Annotated in this window: 15 protein-coding genes; 4 read left to right on the plus strand and 11 right to left on the minus strand. The window is 60.1% G+C overall.

What is annotated here, in order from left to right; genetic code table 11:
• Both ccoO and ccoN read right to left on the minus strand, forming a co-directional pair.
• Entirely contained in the window at positions 1-609 is a 609-nt protein-coding gene (gene ccoO, locus E4T63_RS09475; RefSeq protein ID WP_003223389.1) for a cytochrome-c oxidase, cbb3-type subunit II, read from the minus strand.
• A 10-nt stretch (positions 610-619) separates the two neighbouring features.
• On the minus strand, positions 620-2,044 hold the full coding sequence (ccoN, locus tag E4T63_RS09480) for a cytochrome-c oxidase, cbb3-type subunit I (RefSeq protein ID WP_135295320.1): 1,425 nt from the start codon (positions 2,042-2,044) through the stop codon (positions 620-622).
• Positions 2,045-2,139: 95 nt separating this feature from the next.
• Between ccoN and E4T63_RS09485 the strand changes: the two genes are divergently transcribed.
• Positions 2,140-2,820, plus strand: coding sequence for an alpha/beta family hydrolase (locus tag E4T63_RS09485; RefSeq protein ID WP_135295321.1), 681 nt, complete (start codon positions 2,140-2,142; stop codon positions 2,818-2,820).
• An 821-nt stretch (positions 2,821-3,641) separates the two neighbouring features.
• Here E4T63_RS09485 and E4T63_RS09490 read toward each other — a convergent pair.
• Complete coding sequence (locus E4T63_RS09490) at positions 3,642-4,109, minus strand: hypothetical protein (protein WP_098967989.1); 468 nt, start codon at positions 4,107-4,109, stop codon at positions 3,642-3,644.
• Between the two features lie 378 nt (positions 4,110-4,487).
• Between E4T63_RS09490 and E4T63_RS28500 the strand changes: the two genes are divergently transcribed.
• Positions 4,488-4,634 carry a DUF6124 family protein gene (locus E4T63_RS28500; RefSeq protein ID WP_167797052.1) on the plus strand — a complete coding sequence of 49 codons (147 nt, stop codon included), beginning with the start codon at positions 4,488-4,490 and terminating at the stop codon, positions 4,632-4,634.
• Positions 4,635-5,406: 772 nt separating this feature from the next.
• Here E4T63_RS28500 and E4T63_RS09500 read toward each other — a convergent pair.
• The 3 genes from E4T63_RS09500 to inhA form a co-directional block, all read right to left on the minus strand.
• Positions 5,407-6,972: a methyl-accepting chemotaxis protein gene (locus E4T63_RS09500; protein WP_003223402.1), complete on the minus strand. Its 1,566-nt coding sequence runs from the start codon at positions 6,970-6,972 to the stop codon at positions 5,407-5,409.
• Positions 6,973-7,074: 102 nt separating this feature from the next.
• Positions 7,075-7,866, minus strand: a complete 792-nt coding sequence (locus E4T63_RS09505; RefSeq protein WP_098967991.1) for a CPBP family intramembrane glutamic endopeptidase — start codon at positions 7,864-7,866, stop codon at positions 7,075-7,077.
• Positions 7,867-8,102: 236 nt separating this feature from the next.
• Positions 8,103-8,789, minus strand: coding sequence for an isonitrile hydratase (gene inhA, locus E4T63_RS09510; RefSeq protein ID WP_135295323.1), 687 nt, complete (start codon positions 8,787-8,789; stop codon positions 8,103-8,105).
• Positions 8,790-8,878: 89 nt separating this feature from the next.
• Between inhA and E4T63_RS09515 the strand changes: the two genes are divergently transcribed.
• Positions 8,879-9,910, plus strand: a complete 1,032-nt coding sequence (locus tag E4T63_RS09515) for a GlxA family transcriptional regulator (protein WP_134785883.1) — start codon at positions 8,879-8,881, stop codon at positions 9,908-9,910.
• Here E4T63_RS09515 and E4T63_RS09520 read toward each other — a convergent pair.
• From E4T63_RS09520 to E4T63_RS09540, 5 genes are all read right to left on the minus strand, one after another.
• Complete coding sequence (locus E4T63_RS09520; RefSeq protein ID WP_135295324.1) at positions 9,873-10,511, minus strand: BRCT domain-containing protein; 639 nt, start codon at positions 10,509-10,511, stop codon at positions 9,873-9,875. The two genes, E4T63_RS09515 and E4T63_RS09520, sit on opposite strands and share 38 nt — an antisense overlap.
• 12 nt (positions 10,512-10,523) lie before the next feature.
• Positions 10,524-10,913, minus strand: coding sequence for a hypothetical protein (locus E4T63_RS09525; RefSeq protein WP_135295325.1), 390 nt, complete (start codon positions 10,911-10,913; stop codon positions 10,524-10,526).
• Between the two features lie 390 nt (positions 10,914-11,303).
• Positions 11,304-13,130: a glycoside hydrolase family 15 protein gene (locus tag E4T63_RS09530; protein ID WP_134785885.1), complete on the minus strand. Its 1,827-nt coding sequence runs from the start codon at positions 13,128-13,130 to the stop codon at positions 11,304-11,306.
• Complete coding sequence (locus E4T63_RS09535) at positions 13,123-13,923, minus strand: glucose 1-dehydrogenase (protein WP_135295326.1); 801 nt, start codon at positions 13,921-13,923, stop codon at positions 13,123-13,125. The genes E4T63_RS09530 and E4T63_RS09535 overlap by 8 nt, the downstream gene beginning before the upstream one ends.
• An 87-nt stretch (positions 13,924-14,010) precedes the next feature.
• A complete protein-coding gene (locus E4T63_RS09540) occupies positions 14,011-15,558 on the minus strand; it encodes a family 2 encapsulin nanocompartment cargo protein terpene cyclase (protein ID WP_098967998.1) in 1,548 nt (515 codons plus the stop codon).
• 334 nt (positions 15,559-15,892) lie between these two features.
• Here E4T63_RS09540 and E4T63_RS09545 point away from each other — a divergent pair, with 334 nt between their 5' ends.
• Entirely contained in the window at positions 15,893-17,065 is a 1,173-nt protein-coding gene (locus E4T63_RS09545) for an MFS transporter (RefSeq protein ID WP_135295327.1), read from the plus strand.
• Positions 17,066-17,155: the final 90 nt, after the last annotated feature.

Here is a 17,155-nt window from a genome sequence, read left to right on the forward strand (position 1 = left end):
TCACCTCTTGCTCTTGATCGCAGTGCCAAGCACTTGCAGGTAGGAGACGAGGGCGTCCATTTCGGTCTTGCCCTTGAGGCTGGCGACCGCGCCGCTGATGTCATCGTCGGTGTACGGCACGCCGAGGGTGCGCATGGTCTTGAGCTTGGTTTCGGTGTGGCTGCTGTCGACCGCTTGCGTCACCAGCCACGGGTAGGCCGGCATTTTCGACTCCGGTACCACGTTGCGCGGGTTGTACAGGTGCGCGCGGTGCCAGTCGTCCGAGTAACGCGCGCCGACCCGGGCCAGGTCTGGCCCGGTACGCTTGGAACCCCAGAGGAACGGGTGATCCCATACGCTCTCACCGGCCACCGAGTAGTGCCCGTAGCGTTCGGTTTCGGCGCGGAACGGCCGGATCATCTGCGAGTGGCAGCCGACGCAGCCTTCGCGGATGTAGATGTCGCGGCCTTCCAGTTGCAGCGCGGTGTAGGGCTTCATGCCCTCTACCGGTTTGTTGGTGACGTCCTGGAAGAACAGCGGGACGATCTGGGTCAGACCGCCGATGCTCACGGCGAACACCATCAGCAGCATCAGCAGGCCGACGTTCTTTTCAATCGTTTCGTGTTTCATGGCGGACTCCTCAGGCCATCTGCGCGGCAGCAACGACGTCAGCAGGCTGCGAGGCCCGCACGGTGCGCCAGGTGTTGTAAGCCATCAGGAACATGCCGCTGAGGAAGATCGCCCCACCCACCAGACGCACGATGAAGCCTGGGTGGCTGGCCACCAGGGTTTCGACGAAGGAGTAGGTCAGCGTGCCGTCCTCGTTCACCGCGCGCCACATCAGGCCCTGAGCGATGCCGTTGACCCACATCGAGGCGATGTACAGCACGGTGCCGATGGTCGCGAGCCAGAAGTGCGCGTTGATCAGGCCGACGCTGTGCATCTGCTCCTTGCCGAAGACTTTCGGGATCATGTGGTACAGCGCGCCGATCGAGATCATCGCCACCCAGCCGAGTGCGCCGGCGTGAACGTGGCCGATGGTCCAGTCGGTGTAGTGGGAGAGGGCGTTGACGGTCTTGATTGCCATCATCGGACCTTCGAAGGTCGACATGCCGTAGAACGCCAGCGACACCACGAGGAAGCGCAGGATCGGGTCGCTGCGCAACTTATGCCACGCGCCCGAGAGGGTCATCATGCCGTTGATCATGCCGCCCCAGCTCGGTGCCAGCAGAATCAGCGACATCACCATGCCCAGCGACTGTGCCCAGTCCGGCAGCGCGGTGTAGTGCAGGTGGTGGGGGCCGGCCCAGATGTACAGTGTGATCAGCGCCCAGAAGTGCACGATCGACAGGCGATACGAATACACCGGACGTTCCGCCTGTTTCGGCACGAAGTAGTACATCATCCCGAGGAAACCGGCGGTGAGGAAAAAGCCTACGGCGTTGTGGCCGTACCACCATTGCACCATCGCGTCGGTCGCACCGGCGTACACCGAGTAGGACTTGGTCAGGCTCACCGGCAACTCAAGGTTGTTGACGATGTGCAGAATCGCCACGGTGATGATGAACGCGCCGAAGAACCAGTTGCCGACGTAGATGTGCTTGGTCTTGCGCCGCATGATCGTGCCGAAGAACACGATGGCGTAGGCGACCCAGACGATGGTGATCAGGATGTCGATCGGCCATTCCAGCTCGGCGTATTCCTTGGAACTGGTGTAACCCAGCGGCAGGCTGATCGCCGCCAATAGAATCACAAGCTGCCAGCCCCAGAAGCAGAACGCGGCGATTTTCGGCGCGAACAATTGCGTCTGGCAGGTACGCTGCACCGAGTAGAACGAACTGGCGAACAGCGCGCAGCCACCGAAGGCGAAGATCACCGCGTTGGTGTGCAGCGGGCGCAGACGGCCGAAACTGGTCCAGGGCAAATTGAAGTTGAGTTCAGGCCAGACCAATTGAGCCGCGAGAAAAACCCCGAGCCCCATGCCGACGATGCCCCACACCACCGTCATAATGGCGAATTGGCGGACCACCTTGTAGTTGTAGGCGGTACTGATAGAAGTGTTCATGGTTCCCCATCCACGGTTCAGCCGAAGTGAGCGCGCGCGGAAAACGCCGCGAATCCTTCGCCTGGAGTTATAGGCAGACTAAAAGCGAGGCAAGCATGGACAAACAGCACAAGGCCAGTATTGACGGGGATCAATGGGCGCAGTGCGTGCGGGATCATGGCTGGCTGTGGGACGCCGCTGTCGGCGAGGCTTCGGCGACGCTCATCCTCGCCCATGGTGCCGGGGCGCCGATGGACAGTGAGTGGATGACGGATATGGCTGGGCGCCTTGCTGCACTTGGGGTGAATGTGTTGCGGTTTGAGTTTCCATATATGGCGCAGCGGCGTATCGACGGTGGCAAGCGTCCGCCGAATCCGGCGCCGAAACTGCTTCAGTGCTGGCGCGAAGTGTTCGCTGAAGTGCGACGTCATGTCGCTGGGACTTTGGCCATCGGTGGTAAGTCCATGGGCGGGCGGATGGCCAGTCTTTTGGCTGACGAGTTGGGCGCCGATGCGCTTGTCTGTCTTGGATATCCGTTTTATGCGGTTGGGAAACCTGAGAAGCCGCGGGTTGAGCATTTGGCTTCTTTGCGGACTCGGACTTTGATTGTGCAGGGGGAGCGGGATGCGCTTGGCAATCGGGACGCTGTCGAGGCTTATGATCTATCGCCGAGTATTGAGGTGTTTTGGTTGGCCTCTGGGGATCATGATTTGAAGCCGCTCAAGGTTTCCGGGTTTACGCATGAGCAGCATTTGGCTGCCGCCGGGCAGAAGGTGGCTGCGTTTCTTCAGTGTTGACCGAGCCGAGCTGAAATTTTGAAACTCATGAAGATCGGCTCCCTTTCCCCCACGCCCCCTTGGGGGAGAGGGCTGGGGTGAGGGGGTAGATCTTGAACGTTGCACACTTTTCGAACTGTGTGCATATCCGTTGCTGCGGTAACGGCTACTTAGGGTTCCGCCCTTACGGCGGGTCACTTTTTACAAACGCCTAAAAAGTAACCAAAAACGCTTGCTCCTACGTCCGGCCCGCTCGCTAAAGCTCGGGGTCCCTTCGCTCCGGGATCCATCCGGGCGCAGCGCCTACGGTTTGCTTCGCTGCACCTCCTCTCGCTGTGTTTGGCTGCGCCAAACGGTCGCTGCGCTCCCACCCCCGGATCAATCCCTCCGCTCAGCCTTCCGATGTCGCCTGTGGATCAAGATCAAAAGCGGTACTCGAGCTAACGCTCATCGTGTTGAGTGGTGAGGAGCAAGAGCGGTGCGGGTTCTGCTCTTGCTTTTGTGTGGGAGCCAGCCTACTGGCAATGGCGGCCTGTCAGCCGACCATTCTCTTACTGACTGCACGCAATCCCTGTGGGAGCTGGCTTGCCAGCGATGGCGGCTTGGCAGCCGACCAATTCCTTACTGAAGTACCCGGCCCTACTGTGGGAGCGAGCTTGCTCGCGAAAGCTGTCTGCCAAACGCCATCCATTCAAACAGGCAATAAAAAACCGGAAGCTTTCGCTAGCCGGTTTTTCAGGATCAAAAGATCGCAGCCTGCGGCAGCTCCTACAAGGCGTCATTCTTTCAAATTACATTGAAGGGGTACTCCTCCGGAGTTGCAGCGAGCACCCCTGCCAGAGTTAGCCAGCATCCGATGGTCTCAGTCTCGTCATGGTGAAAGTCCCCTTGGGATTCAGACGATAGCGATGACTTTTGAACACGGCCTCGAATGATCCCGTAGCGATGTCCGTTTCAGCATCATATTTAACGCTGAGGATCGCCGAGTCGGCGTCCACCGAAGCCATTCCGATAAATCCCGGCGGCGCAGGGATCCAATGGCTGTGGACAAATGTCAGCCCGTTGTCGAAGTTATAGACGCCTGTGAGTGACTCATCGGATTGGTAGGGCAGAGTCATGGAGAACGAAAAATAGCTTTCATCGTCGAAATTTCCTGTTCCACCACTGATGGACCAATACCGCTCGCCCAAGAACTCGTCCTGATAGAAAGATCTGAATTTCGCTGTTTTCCGTTTACCGCCCAATCTCCATTGAAACCTGTCATCACTGACGAGTGGTTTTTTCGGGAGAAACATAACGTGCGTGGTCATTGTTAAACCTGCCTTTTCAATTAAGAGGAGGTGTTACAACCGACTGCAATTACGGTTTCTCTTGATATCCGCTCGAACAGGTGTGCGTCTACTGTCAGATCTGACAGCTAGGCAACCAGCCTTACATGTGCTGGTCAGCTAATAACGTTGCCGAGACTGCGTGAATATCCGTTGCCGCGGTAACGGCCACTTAAGGTTTCGCCCTTACGACGACTCACTTTTTTGACAAACACCTCAAAAGTAAGCAAAAAACGCTTGCTCCAACGTTCGGCCCGCTCGCTGGAGCTAGGGGTTCCTTCGCTCCGGGATCGATCCGGGAGGCAGCGCCTACGGTTTGCTTCGCTGCCCCTCCTCTCGATCGCCGAGGCTTGCGAATCGTTGTCGTCGGCCAAAGTCAAGGCTGGCAATATCGCCAACTCAATCGGTGGCCCGGAGGGCAATCCGCTGCTGGCGCTGCAACAGCCGATCATGTTGAACGAGCTGTTGGTTAATCGATTGCTGGACAAACTGCGGTTGCCTCAATAATTCCCCTGGCCGTTATGGCCTCTTCGCGAGCAAGCTCGCTCCCACATTGGTTCTGCGTACACAGGACTAAATGTGGGAGCGAGCTTGCTCGCGAATGCGGTCTGCCAGACACCATCAGTTTCAGACCGGCAACAAAAAGCCCGGACGCTTTCGCTGCCCGGGCTTCCAGGTCAAAAGATCGCAGCCTTCGGCAGCTCCTACAGGTGATCGGTGTAGGAGCTGCCGAAAGCTGCGATCTTTTGATTTACTTTGTGGTGGATAGCCTGCCAGTGATCACATATTTATCGAACACTTTCTGCCCATCACGCGCGGCGTGCCGAACATCCAGGAATGTCAGTTCATCACGAACTTACTGTTTGTGGGGTTTTCGCGTGGGGTATGGATTCATGCTGGCCGATCTGCGTGATTGAGTAGCGACCGGCAAACGATAGAACTTGGCTGCACCAAGCACCAGTCGGCGCATTCTGGCGCAGTTGTAGGCAGTGTCTGCGTTGCTTGAGTGAGATCGTCGTTGGTAGAGAAGGCCTCTTCGCGAGCAAGCTCGCTCCCACAGGTGATTGTCGTCGTGCGCAGAACTGTGACTCAACGCAGTGCCAATGTGGGAGCGAGCTTGCTCGCGAATGCGGTCTGCCAAGCACCATCAATTTCAGACTGGCAATAAAAAGCCCGGACGCTTTCGCTGTCCGGGCTTTTAAGATTAAAAGATCGCAGCCTGCGGCAGCTCCTACAGGTGATCGGTGTAGGAGATGCCGCAGGCTGCGATCTTTTGCTTTTAGCGGTTAAACCGCTCCACCAACGAATACTGAGTATTCGCAGTCTTGGTCAGCTCTTCACTCAGCAACGCCGAGTTATGCGCCTGTTCCGAGGTCTGGTCTGCCAACTCCGAAATGTTGCTGATGTTGCGGCTGATCTCCTCAGCCACCGCACTTTGCTCTTCGGTGGCGGCAGCGATCTGGGTGGTCATGTCGGTGATGTTGGCCACCGCTTCGCTGATGCCGACCAGTGCCTGATCCGCTTCCAGTACCCGCGCCACACCTTCTTCGGCCTGGCGATGGCCGGCTTCCATGGTTTGCACGGCGCTGGACGCGGTCTGCTGCAGCTTGGCGATCAGGGCATGGATCTGGCCGGTGGATTCGCTGGTGCGTTGCGCCAGTTGACGGACTTCGTCAGCGACTACGGCAAAGCCACGGCCCATCTCGCCGGCACGTGCCGCTTCGATGGCGGCGTTGAGCGCGAGCAGGTTGGTCTGGTCGGCGATGCCTTTGATCACGTCGACCACGCCGCCGATTTCGTCGCTGTCCTTGGCCAGTTGGGTGACGGTCAGGCCGGTTTCGCCGACCACCACCGACAGGCGCTGGATGGCTTCGCGGGTTTCCCCGGCGATGTCACGGCCACGACCGGTCAGGCGATTGGCTTCCTGGGTGGCGTCAGCGGTGCGCTGCACGTGGCTCGCCACTTCCTGGGTGGTCGCAGCCATCTGGTTGACGGCGGTGGCGACCTGTTCGGTTTCCACGCGCTGACGTTCCAGACCGCTGGAGCTGTTGTGCGCCAGGGCGTCGGACTGTTTCGCTTGATCGGTCAGGTGCTCGGCGGTGTCCTGCAGACGGGTCAGGCAGGTTTTCAGGCGCGCTTCCTGGCTGAGGATCGACATTTCCAGACGCGCCTGCGCGCCACGGCTGTCGGTGTACATCTGCGCGATCAGCGGGTCGGAAGTGGTCTGCTCGGCCAGGCGCAGCAGGCGCTTGAGCCCGCGTTGCTGCCATTGCAGGCCCATCAGGCCCAGCGGCACCGAGAGGCCGGCAGCGAGGGCGAAGCCCCAGTGCGAGTTCAGGGTCGCGCCGATCACGAAGCTCAACTGGCTGACCAGAATGAACGGCAGCCAGTCCTGCAGCACCGGCAGCCATTTGTCGCTGGAAGGGATCGCCGACTTGCCTTGGTTGATGCGTTGGTAGAGCGCTTCGGCACGGCGGATCTGTTCGGCGGTGGGTTTGATCCGCACCGACTCGTAACCGACCACCTGATTGCCGTCGAACACCGGTGTCACGTAGGCGTTGACCCAGTAGTGGTCACCGGATTTGCAGCGGTTCTTGACAATGCCCATCCATGGCAAGCCTTGTTTCAGTGTGCCCCACATGTGCGAAAACACCGCAGCCGGGACGTCGGGGTGACGAACCAGGTTGTGCGGCGCACGGATCAGCTCTTCACGCGAAAACCCGCTGATTTCGACGAAAGCGTCGTTGCAGTAGGTGATCACGCCTTTGGCGTCGGTTGTGGAAATCAACCGCTGCTGAGCCGGGAAAGTCCGTTCGCGTTGTGTAATGGGCTGGTTATTACGCATGGTTTTTCAATCCGCAAGGCTTTGAAAGGTTGTCGGCGCTGTCAGGAAATTATTGAAGTTTTTTTTCAGATATAAGTACGGCGTCGCAAAACCGCTCTTGCTTCAACCGGCCAGCATCGGATAGGTGAACAGCGCAAAATGCAGCAAGTTCAGCCCGAAGTGCGTGGCGATCGCCGCAGCAAGGCCACCGAAACGGTAGGCCAGACCATAGCCGACACCCGCCAGACCCGCCAGCAACACCCAGTCCCAGCCGGCACCCACATGCGCCAGGCCAAAGATCAGCGACGCCAGCAGCAGGGCGAGGTTGTCGCCGTGGGGCAGGTGCTTGAACAGGCGGCTCAAACCGCCCTGTATATAGCCGCGAAACAGCGCCTCCTCGACCAGCGTCACCAGCAGCAGATTGTTCAGCAGCCACAGCCACGCTTGATCGGGCCACTTCGGCGCCCAGGCAATCATGCCGAACAACAGCGCACCGCCCAGCGCCAGGACGGCGCTCAAGGTCAGGGCGAGGACGCTGGCGTACACCGTCGGACGCAGCGAGCGTGCCGCGACAATCCACGGGCAGGCGAGCAACAGCCAGAAGCCGATCAAGGGTTTGTCCAGATTCAGGTACATCGCAAACGGCACGGCGTCGTCGGTGAAACGCAGCGGGGCGATGGCCCGGCCGTTGGCGAATCCCGGCAACCAGTGCAGCGCCAGCGACAGGGCGAGGAAGATGAACACGGCATGCCCCAACAGGCGCGCCACCGGCACCTGCTGTTGGCGCACGGCGAAACCGGTCAACAGCAATAGTCCCACGGAGATCAGCGCGAGCCAGCCGAGTTGGCCAAAGCTCAACGCCAATCCATAACCGAGGCTGAGAAGTGCCAGATAGAGCCATGGCAACGCCTTCATCGAAAGTCCTTGTGCAGAATTTTGTGGAAGGGCTTTCTACACGGGTGAGGGCGTGGGGACAAGTAAAGCTGTGGCGGGATGCGGGGACAGGTTCCAAACCTGAGGCCATCCACAAAACCCATTGTGGGAGCGGGCTTGCTCGCGAATGCGGTGTGTCAGGCGATAAAAATCTCGACGGATACACCGCATTCGCGAGCAAGCCCGCTCCCACAGTAGATCTGTGTGTGGCTGAGGAATCAGCGCAGATCGAGCTTCGCCGCCGCGCGCTCGGTGATTTCCGTGCGCAGTTTCAACGAAAGCGCCGCGCGGTGCCGAGCCTCATCGACGACAGCACTCGGCGCCGTCTGCGGGCTGCCCGATTCAAACGGCGGCGCCGGCGCATATTCCAGCTGCAGTTGAATTAACTGCGCCGCCTCGGCCCCCACCAGTTCGGCGGCCAGCACCAGCGCAAAGTCGATGCCTGCGGTAATGCCGCCACCGGTAAACAGATTGCCGTCGCGTACCACCCGGTCCTGCACCGCAATCGCGCCGAGTTTCGGCAGCAGTTCGTGATAGGCCCAGTGGGTGGTCGCGCGTTTGCCTTTCAACAGTCCCGCCGCGCCCAGCACCAGCGAACCGGTGCATACCGACGTCACATATCGGGCCTGTGCCGCCTGACGCTTGATGAACCCCAGCGTCTGCTCATCTTCCATCAGCGGCCCGACCCCGGCACCGCCGGGAATGCAGATCACATCCAGATCCGGGCAGTCGTCGAAGGTGGTGGTCGGTTTCAACAGCAGGCCGGTGCTGGCGGTGATCGGCACCAGATCTTTCCAGATCAGATGCACCTGCACGTTCGGCAGCGAGGCCAGTACGTCATAGGGACCGGTCAGGTCGAGTTGCTGCACCTGCGGAAACAACAGAAAACCGATCTGCAACGTCATGGGGTTTTTCTCCATTTGAGGGGTGGACGGCTTCACTGTAGGCGCGTAGGTTCTGGCGTATACGCCAATAACCCCACGAATTACGCCAAATGCCCAAAGCCATTCACGTACTCGCGTTCGCCAACATGCAGATCCTCGACGTCACCGGCCCGCTGCAAGTGTTCGCCTCGGCCAATGACATCGCCCGTCAGCGCGGCTTGCCGGTACCGTATGCGCCGTCGGTGATTGCTCGCGAGGGCGGGGCGGTGATGTCCTCGGCGGGGCTGGCGGTGCTCGCCGAACCGTTGCCGCAAGACGCCAGCGACACGCTGATTATCGCGGGTGGTTGGGGGATCTATCCGGCATCCGAAGATGAGTCGCTGGTGGATTGGGTACGCGAGCACGCAGCGAAATGTCGACGCGTCGCCTCGGTGTGTACGGGGGCATTTCTACTGGCGGCGAGCGGCTGGCTCGACGGACGTCGCGTGGTCACCCACTGGACCCGTTGCGAACAACTGGCGCAGCAGCATCCGAAGCTGCAGGTCGAAGCCAATCCGATCTTCATCAACGACGGCCCGGTCTGGACTTCGGCAGGCGTTACCGCCGGCATCGATCTGGCAATGGCAATGGTCGAGGAAGATCTGGGCAGTGATATTGCTCTCGACGTCGCCCGGCATCTGGTGGTGTTCCTCAAACGCCCCGGCGGGCAATCGCAATTCAGCGTGACCTTGGCCCTGCAGAATCAGGGCAATCGCTTTGATGAACTGCACGCCTGGATCGCCGAAAACCTCACCTGCGACCTCGGCGTCCCGACCCTGGCCGAACAGGCCGGCATGAGCGAACGCAGTTTCGTCCGCCACTACCGCGCCGACACCGGCCAGACCCCGGCCCGCGCCATCGAACTGATCCGCGTCGAAACCGCCCGCCGTTTGCTCAGTGATACCGGGTTGCCGGTGAAACGGATTGCGGCCAACTGCGGGTTTGGCAGTGAGGAGACGTTGCGCCGCAGTTTCCTGCGGGCGATCGGGGTGACGCCGCAGGCGTACAGGGAGCGGTTTTCGGTCAGTGTTGGCGAAGCAGAGTCAGCGATGCCCTTAGGGGCAATTACCCGAACAGAACCTTCTGCCAATGATCTTCGCTGATGATCGCAATCGGCACGCCGCTGTCTCTCAGCTCAACGGCTTTCTTGATCTTGGTGCCGTAAGAGCTGTGAAGCCACTGATCATTGCCAATGCTGCCCACTACCAAATAGTGAATCTTTTTGCTGACGGAACCACCAATAAGGCCGCCGCGTTCGAGGATCTGCGACTCACATTCTTTACGTGGCCCATAGGCCATGACGCCTGTAAACAGGAAGACCCGATCAATCAGGCATAACTGCGGGGCAGGGTGGTCGAGAGGAAGGCTGGCCGGAGTGGTAAACGTTGGTGTTTGTGTTGGTGCGACTGGCAGCCCGGTGAACTGATGCAGCATTTCCAACAGCTCCGCAGACTCGTCGGCGTCTAGAACTCCATCACTGAGCATGTCGGCAAGACGTCTGTAAAGGATGTTCACAACCGGATCATCCAGGTGCACCAAATGGGTTTCAATCCAGGTTCTGAGAAACTCGGCTTCTTGCTGGTTGATCGTGCCGTCTGCGGCAAGCCCGGCGGCGATGCCGATGAGAGCATCGACCGAGCGCCGCTCGATTCTTGCCTGGTGAAAGAACACGCTGCTCTTAAATTCCTGATGCAAATCGACCATCGTTGCTTCTCCTTAAGCCTCGGCTTCCGCCACCTGATTGAAATACTTCGTCCGATCCGGGGTAAACGTTACCCGCATCTTCGTCCGCGAGCAGGTCAGCGAACGCTCTTCACCCAGATCAATATCCAGATCCTCGCCACGCAACCCCTGCCACTGCGCCAAGTATTTCAGCGAGCCGTATTTCTCGTTTTTCTTCAGGCTGCGGCTCACGCCACCTTTCCAGCCGAGCACCGGCAGTTCGCCGGCGAGGCATTGTTGGGCAAGGTCGGGGAAGCGGGTGGCGCGCTGACGGCCGATTTCCCAGCACTTGATCAGGCCTTTGTCGGCGGCTTCCCAGAGTTGGGTGCGGGTCAGGCCGCTGCGCAGGGGCGTGGCGATGGGGCGGTGGACGTGCTGGGTCATTCTGTTTCCTTGAATTCGGGTTTTATTGGACAGCTCCGCTGTGCCCGTTGCGGTGGATGGTAGGGGGGGATGTAACAGCTGGCAACAGGGTATTTCAGGGTGTAAGTGCAGGTTGCGGGGGAGGGATTTGCCAGGGTGTTGTTTAGAAGAAGCAGTAACAAACTACCCAAACTGTGGTGAGGGGATTTATCCCTGATCGGCTGCGCAGCAGGCGCAAAGCCAAGCAACGCGGTGCTGTTGACGAAATGCACCGGAAAAATCAGGACTGCTGCGCCGCCCGTCGGGGATAAATCCCCTCACCACAGGGGATCTGATTCTGTTTATTTCTGTGTAGGGGTTAGCCCGGCGCAGCGCGCTTATGCGGCATATTTCCTACAAACACTGGCGAAATTACGGCTGCCAAACACTCTTTTCCCCACTCAAACGCCGATCCAGAAAACTCGCCGCACTGATCAGCGCCAGATGCGTCAGCGCTTGCGGGGTGTTGCCCAGATGGCGGCCCTTGCTGTCGAACTCTTCGGCATACAGGCCCAGTGGGTTCGCGTAGCGCAGCAGTTGTTCGAACTCCAGATGCGCCTTTTCCACCTGACCGGCGCGGGCCAAGCATTCGACGTACCAGAATGAGCAGGCGGCAAAGGCGCCTTCGGTGCCGGTCAAACCGTCGATGTTGGCGTCATCGTTGCGATAGCGATAAACCATGCCGTCGCGTACCAGAGTCTTTTCGATCGCTTCAAGGGTCGACAGCCAGCGTGGATCCTTGGCGCTGACGAAGCGCACCAGCGGCATCAGCAGCATCGAACCGTCGAGCGCGGTGCCGCCCTTGTACTGGACGAAATGCCCGCGCTCCTCATCCCAGAAGTTGTCCCAGATGTCGGCATAGATCGCCTGCCGGGTCTGATCCCACTGGACGAACGGCGCCGGCAGCGAGCGTTTCGAGGCCAGGCGAATCGCCCGGTCCAAGGCCACCCAGCACATCAGTCGCGAGTGCAGGAAGTGATGCTGCTCACCGCGCATTTCCCAAATGCCGACATCGGTTGTCTGCCAGGTCTCACACACCTGATCGACCACTTCGCGCACGTGTTTCCAGCCTTGATGGGAAATCGCGTCGCCGTACTTGTTGACCAGGTACACCGCGTCCATCAGTTCGCCAAAGATATCGAGCTGAATCTGATCGTACGCGCCATTGCCGATGCGCACCGGTTGCGCGCCACCATGACCGGAAAGGTGGGAGAGTTCGGTTTCCGGCAGCTCCTGGCGACCGTCGATCGCATAGAGGATGTTGAGTTTGGTCGAATTTCCCTGACAATCGCTGACCCGCCCACGCAGCCAGCCCATGTAAGCGTTGGCCTCATCGACAAAACCCAGGCGCATGAACGCGTAGACGGTGAACGAAGCGTCGCGGATCCAGGTGTAGCGATAGTCCCAGTTGCGCTCGCCGCCGGGGGTTTCCGGCAGGCCGAAGGTGGCGGCGGCGAGGATCGCGCCGTGCTTGCGCGAGGTCAGCAACTTCAGCGCCAGTGCCGAGCGATTGACCATCTCACGCCAGCGCCCGCGGTAGTTGGACTGCCCGACCCAGTCGCGCCAGAACTTCAGCGTGCGCTCCAGGCACATTTTCGCGCCGTCATCCTTGAAGCGCGGATCGTCGGCGCCACCGAGGACGAATTCGGCGTGCTGATCCTGTTTCAAACTGAACGCGGCAACGGCCGATTCGCCATCGATGTGCAACGCTTGATCCGCCACCAGCCGCAGCGATGGCTGGCCCTCCGCACTGAAAATCACCGATTGTTGATCCATCTGCGCCCGGGTGTCGGCACGCGCGTAGTCATGGCGCACCGCGCAACGCATGTGAAACGTCGCTTCACCGCTGACCACCCGCACCCGGCGCATCAGCAACGGCAGGTCATCGACACTGTCGCCGATCGGCAGCAGGTCGGTGATTTCCACCACGGCCTGTTCGCTGAGCCAGCGCGTTTGCAGAACGTTGGTGTCCGGCAGGTAGATCTGTTCGCGTCGGGCATCGGGCAAGTCCGGGGCGAGCTGGAAAATCCCTGCCTCGGGCGTGTCGAGCAGCGAACAGAAGATCGACGGGCTGTCGAATTCCGGCCAGCAGAAAAAATCCACGCTGCCCTTGTCGTTGACCAGTGCCGCACTGCGCAGATCACCGATGATGCCGTGGGCGTCGATCGGGCTTTGTCGTTCAGGATGATGCTCAGCCATTGCCACGAAACTCCGGATAAAGACTCATGCCGCCGTCGATGAACAGGGTGGTGCCGACGATGTAGTCAGCGGCGTCGGAAGCGAGAAACACCACCGCGTTGGCGATGTCCTCGACATCGCCGATGCGACCGTAAGGGATCAGCTCCAGCAGCTTCTCACCGGCAGCGCCTTCGGTGGCGTCCTGATTGATGGCGGTGCGAATCGCCCCCGGCGCAATGCCGTTGATACGGATGCGCTGCTGGCTGACTTCCTGGGCGAGGGTCTGCATCAACTGATCGACGCCGCCCTTGGACGCCGCATAGTTGACGTGCCCGGCCCACGGAATGCGCTGATGCACCGAGCTCATGTGAATGATCTTGCCGGCCGCGCGGGACACGCCTTCACGCACGCCCTGGCGATTGAAAATCCGCAGCGCGGCGCGAGCGCAGAGGAACTGGCCGGTGAGGTTGACGCCGATCACCGTGTTCCAGTCTTCCAGGGTCATGTCCACCGCCGCGGCGTCCTTTTGCAGGCCTGAGTTGGCCACCAGAATGTCCAGCGCGCCAAAGGCCTCGAGGGTCTCGGCGAACAACCGTTCGACCTCGTCTTCCTTGGACACATCGGCGCCGATGGCCAGTGCCTGACCGCCGTCGGCGATGATTTGCTGCGCCAGTGCCTCGGCAGGTTCGGCCTGACGGTTGTAATTGATCACGACGGCTGCGCCGGCAGCGGCCAGCGCTTTTGCGGCAGCGTGGCCGATGCCGGAGCTGGCGCCGGTGACCAGTGCTACTTGGCGGGCGAGGGAAATCTGCATGCTCGAAATGCCTGGGTTAAGGGCTCAGTCAGCTGACCCATGGCGAGCTGCGAGAGTTCATCCGCATGCATGAAAAGATCGACACGTTCAGACGTGATAGCGGCCACTGTGCCGGTGCCATTCAAGACTGCCGGAGACCCAGCTTTTTATGCCGGTCAGAAAACGCTGCAGCAGCGGCGATGCATCCGGCAGCACGGCTTGTTCCGCCGCTTCATACAGGTGCACGATTTCGTCATGAACGTGCGCGCACTTGATCATCGCTTGTCGGGGCGTGCAATTGTGTTCGCGAGCCAGTAACTGCGGCAGATTGAAATCGCCGATTGCGGCCTGATTTTCCTTGTGTGCGGAATACAGATCGTTGGCGACGATTGTGGCGCTGGCGGCCAGCGTGGTCACGCGCCGCACGGCAGGGGCGCTGTAGATGTGTGCTGGCAGTTCGTATCCACCGATCACGTCGATCAATGACATGCAGGGTAAAAAGCTGTTGGTCTGGCGTTGAGCGAGGTATTCCCAGATGGGTGGGGTCAATCCTTCCAGGCGCCAGGCCGCTTCGGCAGTCATGGTGACAAACATGGCGATGATTTCGTGGCGTACCCTGGCCACTTGTACGGAAGATGCGAATGCCTGAACGCGGTCCATATAGGCGCGAAGCGCAACCAGTACCGGGTCACTGTTCAGTGCATGATCAAGACCGCAACGAAAGCGAGAGGGCAGGTGCGCCGGCTCCAGTGCGGCCAGCGCCAGCGAAAGTCGGGGCCCTACCAGGCGCGGTTCGGAGCCGGTTCGCTCGTCATCACAGTAGTAATCATCCACGGCAAACAGGGCGGCGATGCACTGTGCCGAAAGCAGCAGGCGATCGGGATCGTGAGTGTCGGTATGGCAAAGCATGGCGAAGCGACCGAACCCCATGGCGCGGACCTTTTCGAGTTGTCCCGCAAATATGCCGACTTCCTTGATCCATGGCATAAGCCGATCTTCGACGGCCTCGGCCAGCGCCGTATCAACCCGAAACGGCGCCGGACAATACAACGGCGGGACGGCCCAGGGTGATCTTGCCTTTTTCCCAAAAGCATCAGGCATTGATCGTGCCGCTGACGCATCGTGGGCGGCCTCGAACCATTGCCTTACACCCCCTATCCCGAACTGCTCGAACATCCGGCGAAACCAGATCGTGAACTGCTCGGGTGCCTGTTCGATCCGTTCGGTGATCTCCTCCAGCGACAGCCACTCCCAACTTTCGACTTCCTCGGGATTGGCTACCGGATCGAGCTGGCTGAGGCCGGCAAACACGTGGTCAAATTCATGCTCGATCAGTTCATTGGACATTTGCTCGTAATAGAGCATCGAGGCGACTTTTTGCAGTTTGCACGTCGTGCCCATTTCCTCCTGCAGTCGACGCAGGGCAGCGGCGGCCGTGCGTTCGCCGGGGCGAGGATGCCCGCAGCACGTGTTGGTCCATAATCCGCCGGAATGATATTTGCCCAACGCGCGTTGTTGCATCAGCATCCGACCTTGTGAGTCAAAGAGCAGAATCGAAAATGCGCGATGGCGCAGTCCCTGGTGATGCACTTTCATCTTTGAGGCTACACCGGTCTGGCGATCCTTGGGCGATACCAGAATAAGCTGTTCTTCCATGGCAAGGCTCCTTGGCGCGTGCGCTATGGGATAGTGCTCAAGAGCAGTTGCCCGTTCATTCAGGAGCGGTACGCCATTGAGTCAAAGCCTCATGAGAACTGCAATCGCATGAAAAGGCACCTGTAAAACCTGACAGGTGTGCGCGATTTTCGACGATTGGTTATGTGATTCCAGACGTCGGCGGCAATGCCATTGGTCTTGGGGAGCGATCCTGGGAGAGTGCCTGAAATCGCAAGGTGTCGAGTTTCGCGCCTTCACATTCCACCAACAATTCCCCGCTTCCACGCTCATCAACCTTTATGGCAACTTGGCGGCCCCTGATGAGGCTGTACCCATGGCAAACCCCTACCGCGAATTATTCACCGCCCCCGGCGCCCGGGCTTTTGTACTGGCCGGGATGATCGCGCGCATGCCGATTTCCATGACCGGCATCGGCGTGATCACCATGCTCTCGCAGCTCAAGGGCGGGTACGCGCTGGCCGGTGCGGTGGCGGCGACTTTTGCCCTGGCCACGGCTTTTTGTGCGCCGCAGGTGTCGCGGCTGGTGGATCGTTTCGGCCAGGGTAAAGTGCTGCCGCTATCGGCGTTGATCGGTGGTGGGGCGCTGTTGATGTTGCTGCTGTGCACGCGTTTGCAGGCGCCGACCTGGACCCTGTTCATCTTCGCCGCGCTGGCCGGCTGCATGCCGAGCATGTCGGCGATGGTGCGCGCGCGCTGGACCGAGATCTATCGCGGCCAGCCGCAATTGCAGACCGCCTATGCGCTGGAATCGGTGCTTGATGAAGTCTGTTTCATCGTCGGCCCGCCGCTGTCGGTGGGTTTGTGCGTGGTGGCGTTTCCCGAGGCCGGGCCGTTGGCCGCGCTGTTGGCACTGGCGATCGGGGTGACCGCGTTTGTTGCTCAGCGCAGTACCGAGCCGGCGGTGCACCCGCAGGAATCACAGCATCAGGGTTCGATCATTCGCTCGACCGACGTGCAATGGCTGCTGGCGTTGATGCTCGCCATGGGCATTATCGTTGGCGTCGTCGATGTGGTCAGCGTCGCGTTCGCCCAGCAGCAGGGCCAACCGGCGGCGGCGAGCATCGTGTTGTCGGTGTACGCCATCGGCTCGTGTCTGGCCGGTATCGCGTTTGGCGCGATGTGCTCGAAACTGCCGTTGCCGCGGCTGTTTCTCTACGGTGGGGTGGCGACGGCGGTGACCACGCTGCCGCTGTTGCTGGCGAGCAATATTTTCGGTTTGTCGCTGGCGGTGTTTGTCGCGGGATTGTTCTTCTCGCCGACGCTGATTGTGGCGATGGCGTTGATCGAACGCATCGTGCCGCCGGCGAAACTGACTGAAGGCCTGACCTGGCTGGTGACGGGGCTGAGTATCGGCGTGGCGATCGGCGCCGCCGGCTCGGGCGCGTTGGTGGATGCGTTTGGCGCCCGCAGCGGATTCTGGCTGGCGATTATGGCGGGGGCGGTGGTGTTGGCGTCGGCGTTTCAGAGTTATAGGCACCTGAAATAACCCGGCCATCGCGGGCTGTTGTGGTGAGGGGATTTATCCCCGATGGGCCGCGAAGCAGCCCCAAATCCAGCCAGCTCTTTCCTTCAGAAG

The sequence above is a fragment of the Pseudomonas fluorescens genome, assembly GCF_004683905.1.
Taxonomy (GTDB): domain Bacteria; phylum Pseudomonadota; class Gammaproteobacteria; order Pseudomonadales; family Pseudomonadaceae; genus Aquipseudomonas; species Aquipseudomonas putida_A.